This window comes from Phaeodactylibacter sp. (genome assembly GCF_040219495.1).
In the GTDB taxonomy this organism is placed as follows: Bacteria; Bacteroidota; Bacteroidia; order Chitinophagales; family Saprospiraceae; genus Phaeodactylibacter.
The window spans coordinates 43775-58937 of sequence record NZ_JAVJSK010000048.1 but is presented as its reverse complement, the minus strand read 5'-3'; the positions used below and the strand labels follow the sequence as shown (position 1 = coordinate 58937).

The 15163-nt window shown below is 50.6% G+C and carries 10 protein-coding genes; 7 read left to right on the top strand and 3 right to left on the bottom strand.

The features are described 5' to 3' along the window. The first annotated feature begins 207 nt into the window (after positions 1-207). Both RIC19_RS06955 and RIC19_RS06950 read left to right on the top strand, forming a co-directional pair. The gene (locus RIC19_RS06955) at positions 208-774 is read left to right on the top strand and encodes an RNA polymerase sigma factor (protein WP_350177577.1); all 567 of its coding nucleotides are present in this window, start codon (positions 208-210) and stop codon (positions 772-774) included. 2 nt (positions 775-776) lie between these two features. Further along, positions 777-1532 carry a tetratricopeptide repeat protein gene (locus tag RIC19_RS06950; protein ID WP_350177576.1) on the top strand — a complete coding sequence of 252 codons (756 nt, stop codon included), beginning with the start codon at positions 777-779 and terminating at the stop codon, positions 1530-1532. A 79-nt stretch (positions 1533-1611) separates the two neighbouring features. Here the strand turns inward: RIC19_RS06950 and RIC19_RS06945 are convergent, their stop codons facing one another. Next, positions 1612-4557 carry a CHAT domain-containing protein gene (locus RIC19_RS06945; protein WP_350177575.1) on the bottom strand — a complete coding sequence of 982 codons (2946 nt, stop codon included), beginning with the start codon at positions 4555-4557 and terminating at the stop codon, positions 1612-1614. A 171-nt stretch (positions 4558-4728) separates the two neighbouring features. Between RIC19_RS06945 and RIC19_RS06940 the strand changes: the two genes are divergently transcribed. The 4 genes from RIC19_RS06940 (at position 4729) to xseB (ending at position 9120) form a co-directional block, all read left to right on the top strand. Next, entirely contained in the window at positions 4729-5625 is an 897-nt protein-coding gene (locus RIC19_RS06940) for an alpha/beta hydrolase (protein WP_350177574.1), read from the top strand. Positions 5626-5753: 128 nt separating this feature from the next. Continuing rightward, a complete protein-coding gene (ftsH, locus tag RIC19_RS06935; RefSeq protein ID WP_350177573.1) occupies positions 5754-7679 on the top strand; it encodes an ATP-dependent zinc metalloprotease FtsH in 1926 nt (641 codons plus the stop codon). 35 nt (positions 7680-7714) lie between these two features. Next, positions 7715-8941, top strand: a complete 1227-nt coding sequence (xseA, locus tag RIC19_RS06930; RefSeq protein ID WP_350177572.1) for an exodeoxyribonuclease VII large subunit — start codon at positions 7715-7717, stop codon at positions 8939-8941. Beyond that, complete coding sequence (gene xseB / locus RIC19_RS06925) at positions 8938-9120, top strand: exodeoxyribonuclease VII small subunit (protein ID WP_350177571.1); 183 nt, start codon at positions 8938-8940, stop codon at positions 9118-9120. The genes xseA and xseB overlap by 4 nt, the downstream gene beginning before the upstream one ends. 64 nt (positions 9121-9184) lie before the next feature. Here the strand turns inward: xseB and RIC19_RS06920 are convergent, their stop codons facing one another. Continuing rightward, positions 9185-9631, bottom strand: a complete 447-nt coding sequence (locus RIC19_RS06920) for a hypothetical protein (RefSeq protein ID WP_350177570.1) — start codon at positions 9629-9631, stop codon at positions 9185-9187. 129 nt (positions 9632-9760) lie between these two features. Beyond that, complete coding sequence (locus tag RIC19_RS06915; RefSeq protein WP_350177569.1) at positions 9761-11095, bottom strand: dihydroorotase; 1335 nt, start codon at positions 11093-11095, stop codon at positions 9761-9763. Positions 11096-12092: 997 nt separating this feature from the next. On the opposite strand from RIC19_RS06915, the gene RIC19_RS06910 reads away from it, so the two are divergent. Then, positions 12093-15134 carry a hypothetical protein gene (locus RIC19_RS06910; protein ID WP_350177568.1) on the top strand — a complete coding sequence of 1014 codons (3042 nt, stop codon included), beginning with the start codon at positions 12093-12095 and terminating at the stop codon, positions 15132-15134. Positions 15135-15163: the final 29 nt, after the last annotated feature.

The following is a 15163-nucleotide window of genomic DNA, read 5'->3' as shown; positions in this document are numbered from 1 at the left end:
CTTTATGAACCCCGCAGAAATGCGGGGCAAGCTCTGACTTCCTCACTAAATTTTCATTTAGCCCGCTAAACTCAAATTTAGTGACTTCGCCAGAACCATAAATCCTTGATTTTCACGACGAAACCGCTCCAAACAAGCTCTAAGTGGTACATTGCAGCCATATCGATTAAATTTCCTTACTTTTGACTCCACAACTACTCCATTTTTATGAGCCGCTTCTTTAGATCGAAATATGGCCAACTCAAAGACGAAGAGCTGATCGATCTCTATCTGAATAAAGGAGACGAGCATGCGCTGAACCACTTGATAAAGCGGTACTACAAGCAGGCTTATTATTTCGCGCTAAGCATCCTGAAAAACCCGATGGATGCGGAAGATGCCACGATGGATATTTGGGGCAAGCTCAAAGCCAATTTATCTAAATACCCTATTGAGAACTTTAGATCCTGGCTCATGAAAGTCATCAAAACCAGCTGTCTTCGCGTATTAAAGCAGCGCCTGAAAAACAGGACTGATGACCTGGACGAAAAAAATGAGCCCAGCTTTGTGGAATTTCCGCCCTTTGATGCTCTTGATGACAAAGCTTCTAATTTAGAGCAGCTTTCCAAAGCTGTAGATGGGCTCAAAGATGCGCAAAACCGATGTATTGTTGCTTTCTTTTACCAAGGCATGAGTTATCAGGAGATTGCCGATGAAGAAGGTTTCTCGCTTAAAGAAGTAAAAACCCATATTCAAAATGGGAAGCGTAACCTCAGATTGCAGTTAACCAAGTGAACATGAAAAAAAGGGAAAAGCCAGAAGGCAAAAAAAACCTTAGCAAAGAAGACTTTGTGCGCTTTCATCGCAAAGGCGGAACAGACGTAAATATTGATGAATACGACGTGTTTGCTCAACAAGCGCTGAAGGGTGTGCGCTATCAAAAAGAAGACCCGGCAGTTGCCTTCTCCAGAATGGAAAAAAAGCTTGGCATCGCACCTCCCGAAGCTAAACAACTAAACTTTAGAAAGGGGCTGGCCATAGCCGCAGGTTTTCTAATCCTCGTTAGCGTAAGCTATATTGCCCTATTTCAAAAAGGAGGGATTTCCGGCGAAGCGTTGTTTGATACCCACTTTGCCCCCATTAGCTATATTGATAATGATCTGCAGCGGGGGACCCGTACGCAGGGCCCGCCTTCCAACAACATCAAAGAAAAAGCCATTCAAGCCTACACTGCTGAAGATTACAGCGCAGCTGAAGGGCTATTTCAGCTTTACCTGAATGAATCCGCTTCCGAAGACCGCATCGCCCGCTTTTTTTATGGCATTACTTTATTGGAGCAAGACAAGCTAAAGCCTGCTATTTCAATATTCCAGGACGCCCGGAACAACCCTCCGATACCTGCGTTGCAAAGGCCCGCCACTTATTACCTGGCGTTGGCTTATGTCCGGCAAAACCAGCATGATCAGGCTATGCCACTACTGCAATCCCTGACCGGGAAGCAGGACCGGTACGGACGAACAGCACAGGAGATGCTCACTGCTTACGGGCTTTAGTACTCCCTAAAGTATGAAAAGCAGAGTCCGGCACCAGACAAAATCAAGAACCAGGCCTGGGAGTAGCTTGAGGCAAGCATCAGGACCTCATTTTCCACCAGACGACTGCACCAATCAAAATAGCAAAGACTGCCCCCGCAATAACCCAAATGTAGTCGGTCAGCACAAAGGAGTAAAGCTGAACCGGTGAACGGTCACCAGTGTATACAAAACCGCTCCAATAATAAGGATGGGCAAAAAGCTCATCATTTTTCAGGCTGAATAGTTTGGCCTCCCGCAGTGCCTCGGCTTTGTCAAGCCCGTTTCTGAGCCCGTTGTAGTAAACCTTTACCAGCTCCGGCACCAAATCATCCTTTATAGGCCAGAGGGTCATCACGATATTCGGGCACCCCGCATAGGCAAAGGCATGGCCCAGGCTGATTGCCCCCTCTCCGGCTTTCAGCGTGCCAATCCCTGTATTGCACCCACTCAGAAAACCCAGCTGAGCCGGAATCGATTGCCCGTAAATTTCGTACACATTGAGCTTGCCGTCCTCTTTTTCGGTCTCCTTGAGCAACAAATGAGTCGCATTCGGGAATTGGTCATTGATGGCCGTATGCGTGGCTAAATGCAAAATACCAGATGCGGCACAGTTGTCCTTAAAGGCTTCCTCCGTAGCATCGGGGCCCCTGAGAAAGGTCCCCTGGAACAGCCCATCCAGAGCATCAACCTCTTTTTGGGCACCAGGCAACGGCCCAAACTGATCTGCCGCGCGTACGCTGCCCTGCCCCGAAGTAAACAATGGGGCCAACGCCATAATACCATGCCGGATACCGGCCTCTTCCTGTATATCTTCGTATTGTAAAGCCGTACTTCCGGAAAGCAACCGCCGGATACTGTATTCCTCCATGAGGTACTTACGCCTGTTGCCTTCCGCCTCCTCCATCACGAACTGATCGAATGGAATGTAAGAAAGGGGGCCATCAGGTATGAGTACCAGCTTTTCTCCTTCAATATACTTCCGCAGCGGCTCAAAGACCTGTTGATAGACCCGGTGGCTGACCCTGCTCACCTCCGGATCCTTATTTCGCAGGGCTTCGTACAGTTCCTTTACATTGCGCTCTAAACGGTCTGTATCTAAGCGTATAAACTGGGTAGTCGTAGTGCTAGCCATCAGGACATACAGGGCATCATCCGACTGAAAGTATTCGATCATAGTCTCTTCCGGCCCAATCACTGTTTGCTGTACTGTTTTCAGATCAGGCATTTCCATTCCAATGCGTGTTTTATAGTAGCGCGGGAATTGTTGTTTGATAATCCGAAACAGGCTATCCTGCGACTGCGTCAGGCGCGACAGCTCCGCCTTCCATATTTTTTCCTGCTCAGGGTATTCGCCCGGCCGCCCGGCGTTAAGGTTCAACTGATAGAAGGCGATGTCCTCTCTGAGGCCACGCTCTGCCTCAACGAGCCCCCCGGGGATATCGTGGAAGCGGGCAGCTTCCATGGCATTGAGGTTTTCCAATACCGACAAAGCTTTGTTTTTCTCCATATACAGGAAGGCTTGCTCATGATGCACCTTCTTTCCTGTATTTTGGTAGAGCCGGTAATGAATTGCAATCAGAGCGTTGTAAAGGTTTTTGGCATTAGCAGACATCAGCTCTTTAGACATCTGGCTTTGGTAAGAAAGCCGCGAAACAGTGACCGCAGAATCTGCAGCCTCAAGAGTATTCAGAGCAGCCTGCTGCAGGTCCGGCTCTTGTCTTTCCTTCGCCAGTTTTTCCAGCAAAGCCGCCTGTAACTGGAACAAGGTCAGGGTATAGGCGATTGCTTCCATGGCCCGCCAGTCGGGCAAATCGGTGACAGCTTTAGGCTGATACCCGGGCACAAGAATTTGATAAGACTCCTGAACCGCCCAGAGCGCCTCTTCGGTCCTGTTGCCGGCATCGAGCACCATGCTTTTCACCAACTTTGTACTGGCCCATACTTCGAGGCTCCATGAGCCTACCTGCTCTGCTTTTCGCACCCAGCTCATCGCTTCGCCCAGGCGGTCTGATTTTAGCGCATTCCTTGCCCGGTAATTGTAAGCGATTTGAAGGTTGAGCGAGTTGTCAAAAGCCGGCGATAAAGCAACGGCTTCTTTAATGACTTCATCCAGCAAGGCGTCGCTTTTCTCAGTTTGGTCGCTCGAACTGTATGCCCACACCAGATTAAGTTGGGTGGAAAAGATATTTTCGGTCAGGGTTTCGCTCAGCTGCCGTCGTATTTCCAGGGCTTCCTTCAGGTACCGGATCCCGGCATCCCATTCCTTGATCTCCGCATACAGTACGCCCAGGTTGTTTGCAGCACGGGCATAGTCTTTAGCTTCCGAGGCTGCTTCCAGCGCTGCTTCCTGAGTAAAGATGGCGCGCTCAAAATCCCCCATTTCGGCATAAGCATGGGCTTTGTTATTCTGTGCACTGAAAATCGCGGTTTGATTTCCCGTCTCCCGGGCAATAACTAGGGCCGTGTCCAGGTAATTCAGGGATTTTTTCCAGTTTCTGCGGGAACCGTATGTAAAGCCAAGGTTATTGTAGGCTATAGAGGTGTAGGTGCCGTATTGGCCCTGTACGCGCTGAGCGGCCTTTTTCCCTTTTTGATAAAAAGTCAGCTTTTGTTCGTAATCCCGGACTGTGCCATAATAAATCCCCATATTCATCAGGGTGATGGGATAAAAGGACAGTGTATCCGTAAGCAGATGAGCTTGGGCAATCCGGTAAGCTTCCTGCACGGCAGCATTACCTTTCTTGTAATAGCCGTCTCCCCATTCTTCGTAAGCCATTTCGCTCGACCAGGTCTTCAGGTAAGCCATCATATAGTAGTTGGAATCAGCAACGTAGTAAGGGTAGGCTCGTTCGTAGGCCCCAAAAGCTGCCGTGTAAGCATTGGCTTGCCGAAGCGCATCGCCTTCACAAACCAATACTTCGGGGGTTTCCTGCCCGATCAGGTCAAATGGTGTAGCTCCCCCACACCAAACCGCTATTAAAAGGCTTAGTCTCCATAGTTTCATAATCCCCCGAATTAGTCTGTCATGAAAGTACTCTATTGAGGGAATAAATGAAAATTATAGAGGTTTTTGGCAACATTTTATTCGATATGCGGTTATGCCCGCGTAATAGGTTTTAGTTAAAATAGTTGAGTTGCATGCAGGGCATTGACCTTGTGTGCAATTTTTTTGATTATGCTTATCTTTTTCCTGATTTCCGTACCATTGATTGTGCTGACTTACCAATTGATTCCGAGAGGCACACTCCTACACGAGGCAACCCGCTTACCGGCACTATGGCTGTATGCCCTCATTAGTGGAGCCCCCAAAGCTCCATCCACACGCCTTGATTATGGCAGCCACTCCCGGCAATATTACCTGTCTTGCCCTCCTGCAGCGGACACTTCCGGTCCACCCAAATGGATCATCTATTTTCACGGCGGGAGCTGGAGATGGGGGAAGCCGGACTTCTTTCGGGCGCATGCGCGGCAATTTACGGACCTGGGGTACCACGTCATCCTCCCCTCCTACCGCCCTTGTCCGAAGCATAACTATGCCCAAATTGCACAGGATCTGACGGCTTTACTGCGGCAGCTGCGCAAGGAACACCCGGAGTGGTCGCCGGGCTCAACCCTGGCCGGCGGCATGTCGGCAGGCGGGCACCTTGCTACCCTGCTCACTCTCGATACCAGCATCATCAATGCTGCCATTCCTGATGCCCGCCCACTCAGTGGCTTCTTCGCTCTGGGCGCCCCCTTAGATCTAAACCAGATGCCGCCGAGTTTTGTCCTAAGGGACCTTGCCGGACCGGCAGATGGTGATTTATTCCGGAAAGCCAACCCGGTACAGTTCCTGCCCCTCCGCCCTTTCCAACAAGCACTGGTCATCCACGGTGATCAGGATGGTATGGTCCCTGTTGCTGCGGCAGCCTCCTTTGCCGAGAAGGCACAGGAAACTACCGCGCGTCAGTTCCGGTTCTGCCGCATTGATGGAGGGACACACCTGAGTATTGCCGCCTGGCCTTTTCGCAACCACCGGGTTCGGCAACTACTCAAAGACTGGCTGATCAACACCGCTGAGCTCAATCATTAGAATAGCCCTGCCGAAGTCAGCCCTAAATTCCTCTTTGATTTTGCCCCCAGGGCGCTGTACAAAACATACCACTCTCCCAGCCGTTTCATTAAGGAAAGAAAGTACAAGATTGAAAATCAAACCAATACATGGATAACCAATCTAGCCCGAAACCCAAACCGTCAGGCAAAAAACCCAAACCGTCCTCCGGCAAATCTCCCTCTTGGCTGCTGTACCTGCTGCTTGCCCTGCTATTAGGACAGGCTGTTTTTTATTTTAACGGGCAGCAGGCAGAAGAAATCTCCTGGAGCCGTTTCAAACAGGAAATGCTGGGCAAAGGTGACGTTTATAAAATTGAGGTCATCAACCAGAAAACCGCTGAGGTATACATAAAGCCCGAAGCTTTGGCTACCGACCGGTATCCGGAGGTCGACTCCTCGGCGATAGGTCCCCACTACACTTTTAATATTGGCTCACTGGATAATTTCCAGGAAACCTTGGACGAGAGTGCATCACAAACGGGTAACAGTATCGACCTGGCCTTTAAGCAGCGTACAGACTGGATAGGGAGTATCCTGTCGTGGACCCTGCCGATCCTGATTATCATTGGGATATGGGTTTTCATTCTGCGCCGTATGCGCCCGGGCGGTGGCATGGGCGGCGGCGGTGGCAACATTTTTGACATGGGCAAATCCAAAGCCAAGCTTTTCGAGAAAGGCTCAAGCGATGTGACGTTCAAGGATGTAGCCGGGCTGGAAGAAGTAAAAGTGGAGGTTAAAGAAGTGGTTGATTTTCTAAAAAACCCCTCCCGATATACCAAACTGGGCGCTAAAATACCAAAAGGCGTCTTGCTAATCGGCCCTCCTGGTACGGGTAAAACCCTGCTTGCCAAGGCAGTAGCGGGTCAGGCCGAAGTCCCTTTTTACTCCATTTCAGGTTCGGAATTCGTGGAAATGTTTGTGGGTGTGGGGGCTTCCCGTGCCCGGGACCTATTCAAGAAAGCCAAGCAAAACTCTCCCAGCATCATTTTTATTGATGAAATTGATGCTATCGGCCGTTCAAGGGGTAAGAGTGCCGCTATGCAAGCCAACGATGAGCGCGAAAACACCCTCAACCAAATCCTGACCGAAATGGATGGCTTTGGTACCAATACCGGAGTGATCGTGATGGCGGCGACCAACCGTGGCGATGTCCTTGACCGTGCTCTCCTGCGCCCGGGCCGGTTTGACCGTCAGATTTACCTGGAGCTCCCCACCCGGTCGGAGCGCAAAGCCATTCTCGAGGTGCATACCCAACCCCTTGCCCTTTCCGATGATATCGATTTGGAAACCCTGGCTGCCCAAACACCGGGCTTCTCCGGTGCTGATATTGCCAACCTCTGCAATGAAGCGGCACTAATTGCCGCTCGCCGGAGCAAAGATCAGGTGGAAATGAAAGACTTCTATGATGCCACCGACCGCGTCATTGGTGGCATGGAGAAGAAAAGTAAAATCATCAGCGGATCAGAGAAAAAGGTCATTGCCCACCACGAGGCGGGGCACGCTACAGCAAGCTGGTTCCTGAAGCATGCCGACAACCTCCTGAAGGTATCCATAGTACCCCGGGGGCGCTCTCTTGGTGCCGCCTGGTACCTGCCACAGGAGCATGTGATTTACAATACCGACCAATTTATGGACCGCATCTGTACCGCGCTGGGAGGCCGGGCAGCCGAAGAAATCATCTTTGGCAAGGTTTCCTCCGGTGCGCTGGACGATCTAGAGAAGGTCACCAAACAGGCTTATACCATGGTGGCTTACTACGGCCTGAATAAAAAACTGGGCAACATCAGCTACTACGACAGTACCGGGCAGAGCGAGCAATCCCTCCACAAACCCTACAGTGAAGCCACTGCCCAAATCATTGACGAAGAAGTCCACAAACTGGTGGAAATCGCCTATCAGCGTACGCTTAACCTTCTCCGGGACCACCGTAGTCAGTTGGAAGAGCTGGCTCAGTTGCTGCTTGACAAGGAAGTGGCCTTCAAAGATGACTTGGTGGCGATTTTCGGAGAACGGACACAGGAAGTTGAAGCCTAAATCCCTACCTTTGAGCTCTGACTAAAGTAAGGGACTTGGAACAGCATACGCTCTACGAACTCAACGAATACGTGCGCCAGATCATCGCGCTGAATTTGCCTGCGCCGGTGTGGGTCAGTTGTGAGATTTACCAATTGAACCTCTCCCGCGGGCACCGCTATCTGAGCTTGGTGCAGAAAGCCGAAGGCAGGGACGACATTATCGCTCAGAGCGATGCGGTGCTGTGGCAGGGGAAATTCCGAAAGCTTGAGCGAAAACTGAGCCACAACCTGCGCCACCTGCTTTGTGAAGGCACCGCAGTGCTCCTCCAAGTCCGTGTGGACTTCAATGAGCGCTACGGTCTCAAACTGGTCGTAGAAGACATTGACCTCACCTACACGATGGGGCAACTGGAGCAACAACGCCGGGCTACACTCGAACGCCTGAAGCAGGAACAACTGCTTGCAAGAAACCGCAATACTTTGCTTCCGCTTGTGCCGCAGCGGCTGGCTGTAATCAGCTCCCCCACTGCTGCCGGTTTGGAAGACTTCGTACGGCAGCTCGAGCAAAATGAGTACGGGTACCGGTATCAGGTCAAAGTCTTTCCTGCGGCCATGCAGGGATCCAACGCGCCAGCCGAAATCGCCCGCCAAATTCAACATATTAGCAGCCTGACCCGGTCTTACGATGCCATCGTTATCGCCAGAGGGGGCGGTGCCCGGCTAGATCTCGCTGCCTTTGACGACTATGAGTTATGCGTAACCGCTGCCCGCTGCCCGCTGCCTGTCCTTACGGGGATCGGGCATGAAATAGATGAGGTCCTGCTCGACCTGGTCGCACATACCGCCCTAAAAACCCCTACTGCAGTTGCCGAATTCCTTATTGACCGGGCCGCCCGGTTGGAGAGTCAGCTGGTGGAAGCCGGACATGCCCTTTCGCGCCTGACGCAGCGTCAGTTCAGCCAGCAACGCCTGCAGCTCGAGCGCTGGGCAGAGGTATTGCCTCTGTTAGCTGCCCGCAAGCTGCAGCATCAGGCTCAGCAAATTGGTCAACTGCAACACATGATACCGCCGGCTGCCCGGCAACACCTGCGCTTACAGCAGCAGCAACTCCAGCAATTTGAGCAAATCTTACACCTTCTCAGTCCGGAAGCGACCCTGAAACGGGGCTATACCCTAACGACCGTAAACGGACAGCCGGCGACCTCTGCCAAAGCAGCCCAAACAGGGGCTACGCTGACTACACGCTTCAAGGATGGGACTGTAAAAAGCAAAGTGCAATGAAAATAACGTACGAAGAGGCCATCAAAGAGCTACAGGAAACTGTGGCACAACTACAGGAAGACGAAGTAAGTATCGACGAGCTTTCCGCCAAAGTAAAACGGGCGGCAGCGCTCATTACCTACTGCCGGGAAAAGCTGCGGGCTACAGAAGAAGAAATTGGCGGGCTGTTTGAGGGTTAACCAATGTTAACGGCCATCCCTGCATGAGGTATGCAAAGATGGCCGTTGCGCAATGGTGCGAAAATCAATTCCGCTTGAAAATATAACGCGTGATGAAGATGCCTTCACCGTCGTCTCCTCCGGCACTGCTTTCCACACCAGAGGTGATAAAAGCCAGTTCCCAGCCTTCAGATACCAGTTGGTTAATACGCGAACCCACAAGGGCATCATTGGAGGCAATATTCTGAAAATTAATTCCTACCAGGCTGTAAAAGTTAAGGAGTTTGGTTTCTGAGAACTCATCCACTTTTGCATCCCGCCGTTTAACCTCGCGTTGGTTACTGGTTTTGCCATCGGTGCGTTCAGTGGTGAAATCTTCCGCGTCCACTTCCGTTTTGTTTTCGATCATCCGGGAGCGGCCCAGCCCACCGGGCACGATAGATTCAACAGTAGTCAGGATTTTGTACTCTTGTGCCTGTGCAAAGACCAGGCATGCACTGAGCGCAAATAGGGTGAGAAGCATTTTCTTCATGTTAAGTCGGGTTTTATCTATGTTATTAAACCCTAAAAATACATCCGCCCGGAGTTTAGCGCCAGTGCCCCCGCACTATTTAGCAGAACCTTAATAGTACGGGGGGCTGAGCTTAAAAACCTTAACACTTTACCGGGTAAACCGCATGCGTTCCCCTTTCTTAGACTCGTCAAACTGCCCGTGGTGATAAGCCAGGTGGCCACTCACGATCGTACTTTGCACCTGCCCCCTGAAGGTATGCCCTTCAAATGGCGACCAGCCGCACTTGTACAGCAGATTGTCTTTACTCACCGTCCACTCCTTGTTGAGGTCAACCAATACAAGGTCCGCCCAGTTGCCCTCATCGATGTACCCGCGCCCTTCAATCAGAAAACAGTCGGCTACAGCGTGGCTCATCTTCTCGACGATACGCTCCAGTGAAATCTTCCCCTGATGATAATACTCAAGCATGACATTCAAAGAGTGCTGCACTAATGGCACGCCCGAGGGTGCGCCAAAGTAAGTGTTCTGCTTCTCTGCCCAGGTGTGGGGCGCGTGGTCCGTCGCAATGATATCCAGGCGGTTGTCTAACAAGGCTGGGAGCAACGCAGCCTGCTGCTCTGGCCCTTTGATAGCCGGGTTGCATTTAATCTGAGTGCCCAGGGTGGCATATTGCTCGCTGTTGAAGTACAAGTGGTGGACACAGAGTTCCGAGGTGATGCGCTTTTCGGCAAGTGGGATGTCATTCCGGAACAGGTCCAGCTCCTTTGCGGTGGAAATATGCAGGATATGGAGACGGGTGTTGTGCTTTTTCGCCAATTCCACGGCAAAGGAAGAGGATTTGTAACAGGCCTCCACATCCCGGATAATGGGATGGTACTCTACTGGGATATCCTCACCAAACTGTTCCCGGTACCTGGCTTCGTTGGCACGCACGGTGGCTTCGTCCTCACAATGGGTGGCAATCAGCATAGGCGTTTTGGCGAAAAGTGCTTCCAGGGTGCGGGCATCATCGACCAGCATATTGCCGGTACTGGAGCCCATGAAGATTTTCACGCCGCAAACCGTCTTGGGATCTGTCCTGAGCACTTCCTCCAGATTATCATTGGCTGCCCCCATGAAGAAGGAATAATTGCCCACCGACACGGCTGCCGCCCGGTCGTACTTTTCCTGTAGCTTCCCTTGTGAAATAGCCGGTGGCTTGGTATTCGGCATTTCCATGAAGGAAGTCACACCACCGGCTACTGCCGCCTTAGCCTCCGTATATATTTCTGCCTTGTGCGTCAGACCAGGCTCCCGGAAATGCACCTGATCGTCGATGATACCAGGCAGGAGATGCAAGCCTTCAGCGTTAATTTCCTGATCTGCAGGTGCATCAATGGTACCTGCAATTTTTTCAATCCGCCCGTTTTTCACGAGTACGTCAGCCGCCCGTATCTGGCCTCTGTTGACCACCTGCGCATTTTTGATGAGTAGGGTTTTCATTTTGCTTATAGTTTGAATTGACGTGAAAATAGGACAAGTAGGTTAAGCGGACAAATTTTTCTGGTTGTACGGTCAATAACCTATGCCAAATGATTACAAAAGAGCTTGTTGGGATTTTGCTTTTGGTGCGAACGCCGCCAATTTTTTTTCTAATCGAGGCGTGATCCATTTAAGAATGGGATTAAAGGGATCCATCCTTGAATCACATAGCCTTAGCTACGTGACCGAAGGGATGAGGGTATACTCCCCTCGGTCATGAGAGGTGAAATTTTGACGACTTTATTTTTGTGCCCTGCAAGGCAAAACCACGATGGCACTCGCTGTGCAGAGCAAAGTAGACGCGAAGCGAACCGCAGGCATAGCCACACGAAGAAAGGGGATTAAGGGGCCCTTTTCTGAAGTCGGCGTCCCTGTGAACCGGGATTAACGCCGCAGGGTGCAAAAAGAAAAAGTCAAAAATCACTTATTGTGCCCGAGGGGCGTATAACATGCGACTTCTCCGAAGTCGGCTTCCTGTGGTGTTGCCAAGGTTTAAAAAGGTGTAACTTCTCCGAAGTCTTGCAGTGCTTACTGGCTTGGCCCTAGTTTTCATTTCATAAGACTTGATGCGTCGGGGATCATTGCAGGGTTAAAATGACTCTTTCCTTCCCACGCTCTTAGTTTCAGCAGCAGATACCAGGTTCAGGCCCGGAACAACTGATGCCCTCTGCCTTTCTTTTTGCGAAACCAGCGACCAACTGCAGCTTTGTCTGTACATCAATATAGAACAAAGTCCGATCAAAATACAAATCATTGATTTCCAAACTCTTACACCTTAAATTCTTTTCATTTCGCAAAATAAGTGCGATTTATTCTTAGGCCGATGTGGAATACGTGAAGAGATTTGTGGAATAAGTGAAGATGAAAACGACCTCCGGAGCAGACTTTTGCATTGTAGCACACGAATAAGAGGTTGCTCATTCAAAAAACCAAATACACCATCAAAACCAAACCTGTAATGGACTTCACCAAACACCTAAAACCCATCAATTCGAATGCAGGAGTTACGGGCAGAACTATGCTCAAGCGCCCGGTATCCGACTTAGTAGATGTTGATGAAAAAGCCAGTAAAACGCTGGTTCAGCTTGGTATTCATACCATCTTCGACCTGGCAACTTCTCCCATATTTATCAGTGCCAATAACCTGGTCGCAGAAGATGGCGCTTACACTCGCTTCCTGGAAAAAGGCTTCCTCCCACCACAGGTTCTTGACCAATCCGTTGGACAGGTGTGGCCGGAGGACATACCCGGGATGGACATCGAAAAGTTGGCCATAATTGGCGAAAAGACCGGGCAAGGCATCCGGAGAAACCTGGGGGTGAACAACATCTGTGAACTGGCTAACTGGGAACCCTTTGTCGTGGCCTCCAGAATATTATCGTCTACTTTTCCGGCAACCACCCTTGAAGCCGACCCTGAAATGCCGGAAGACCTGTTGCCATCGGTAGGCGATTACCCCACAGAAAAAGTATTTTACCGGCGCTATTTTCTCGACGAAATTATTGACTCCGGTTCCTCGAACGAAACAGAGGAATTAACCGATCTGCTTGCCGAGGGGCAGTTAGACATCATGAAGAACTATCAGGAAAAAGACACCATTGGCTTTACCCATCCCATGGTGGGTGTCGAAGTATACGCCTCTCAATCCTGGTACGCCAAAGGGGTAGCCCTGGGGCAGCTGCTGCATAGTATGGCCCTGGCGCCGGGGGAAAGCACCCGTATTGCCGTGATGGACTGGAGCCGGCGCACCGGTGCAAGAGTCGCGGAATCTATGACCGAAGCCGAGCAACTGGCTGCCAATACTGACCAAAATAGGTCGATATCCGAAGTAACGAATGGTGTGGCAAATGAGTCCCAACATGGGGAGTCTGCTGTTGCCAATACATCACTTGGCTTTCAGGTAGGGTCTTCCGAATCGGGCTCCGCATTGGGTTTCTACAATGCTTCGGGATCTCAGGGAATGAGCGTCAATACATCGATAGCCAGCAACGTCAATCGCACCTCCGTAAGCCGGGATGTCGCCGCCCGTACCCAACAGGCTATCAACGATACTACCCATCAGCAGTCTATGGCCGCCCGTACCCGCCGGGCTACGGTGGTGCAGGAAACCTATGAAAAGGAATCCGAAACCGCCACTACCCGGGTAGTAACCAATTACAACCATATGCATGCCATGTCAGTGCAGTATTATGAAGTTGTCCAAATCTACGAAGTCAAAACCGAGATCGAACGCATGGAACGGATGCTGTATGTGCCGATGAAAGCCTTTAATTTTTCGGATAGCAGGGTCATCTCAAGGTTTAAGAATAGCCTCTATCCAGCTATTAAGGAAGCTAGGTTTCGAAAGATCATGTCTACCTGGAATGGCGATTATCAAGTCGTGTTCAACCAAATGAGCTCTGTTAGAAAGCAGACAGAAGCGGATTTCGTCAAAGTCACAAAGGAAATACAAAAGCTGGCTCAAGATTTAAATAAAAAGATAGCGGCTACTAGAGATGAAGGACGTTCGGCTGAAATCCAACGATTAACAAAGGAATTTGAGGAAAACGAGGCAGTAATAGAGTTAAGGCAAAAGTATGGGCCTCTGAGTTACTTACTTTTGGTCTTTGGCAGCATCAACAAAGCAACCATTGATCGTCTTCAGCAAAGTTTACTCTTGCCCAAAGCCATTGATCCGGAGCAAGAAGCCATACCCTTCTCACTGGATGTTTCACTAACGGAAGTTTGGGTATATGTATTGGAGCAAAAAAAAGCTGAGGGAAGAATCGCGCAGGATATTGAGCTTATTTTCAGCCACCCGCCGGGAGGTCAGGCTGAGGCCAGCCTATCTCTTCGTTCATCGGAACCGTCCAATATTATAGAAGATGAATCAACGGTTTATGTATGGAATGAACTTAATATCAACCTCTCGGATTATGGGTCAGTAAGAATAAATTCGGGTTTTGATTTACAAAGTAGTGAAGCGATTATTATCCATTTCAAATTCCGACGAGGGGATGAGGAGTTTTCAATACCCTGGCTTTGCCGACCTATGCAGGGGCAACCGTTGGAAATCTTAAGCCTAAAAACGAACCCTGAAGAAGCCCCCCTAATCGATCACCTCAACGATAACCGGCTCCACTACAGCCAGGCCATCTGGAGCTCCATGGACCGGCAAACCCTTTCTCAGATGCTGGCCAACTATAAGATCAATGGCCGTTCGATTGGCAACTATATTGACCCCCAACCCGTAGCAGTTACCGGCAACCTTATGGGCTTCCGCTGGCACTTTGCGAACGAAGATGAAGAACAGGAATTTGAGAAGAATTACAAACACAACGTTGACGACAACAAACCCATCACCATCCCCCTCCCTAGCGGTGGGGTATTCGCAGAGGCCGTCCTTGGTCGTTACAACTGCGCCGAGAAGCTCGACCTGACCCGCTTCTGGAACTGGCAGGATTCGCCCATTCCGATCGTCGCGCCGGAGATCGCTCCCATACAGACTGGCCAGCGCCAGGGCATGGAAGCACCCACCACCGGGTATTTCGGTCAGCCTATGGCCCAACTTCAGCAGCTCAACCAGTTACCAGACCCATCCGGTATAGCAGAAGTGCTTAAAGCCCTATCCACTCCAAACCTGTTCAAAGACCTCAGCGGGCTGCAAGCTACCGTTGACCTCGCAAAAACCGGAGCAACTCAGGCCGGAGAAGGCGCCCAATCGGCCAGCGAACAGGCTAATGAGGCGATGAAAATCGGCACTGAACACCAGCGCGCCATGGTGCAGTCCTACCTGCAGCACCAGCAAAAAATGGCAGAAACGATCATGCCCCTGGTAGCAGGCGCCGTAACCGGTGGTGCAGGCGCAGTAGCCGGCTCCATCTCCAAAGCAGGAGCAGTCGTCAATATGGCTGGCAAAATGGATAAGCAGGGCAACAACCAGGCCTCAGGTGGTTCCAGCAATCTACTCAGCACTTTTGCTTCCTTATTTGGAGGCTTGATTGGCAAGCTGAAAAAATAACCCTTTAGCTCAGCGAATTTCTAACGCCG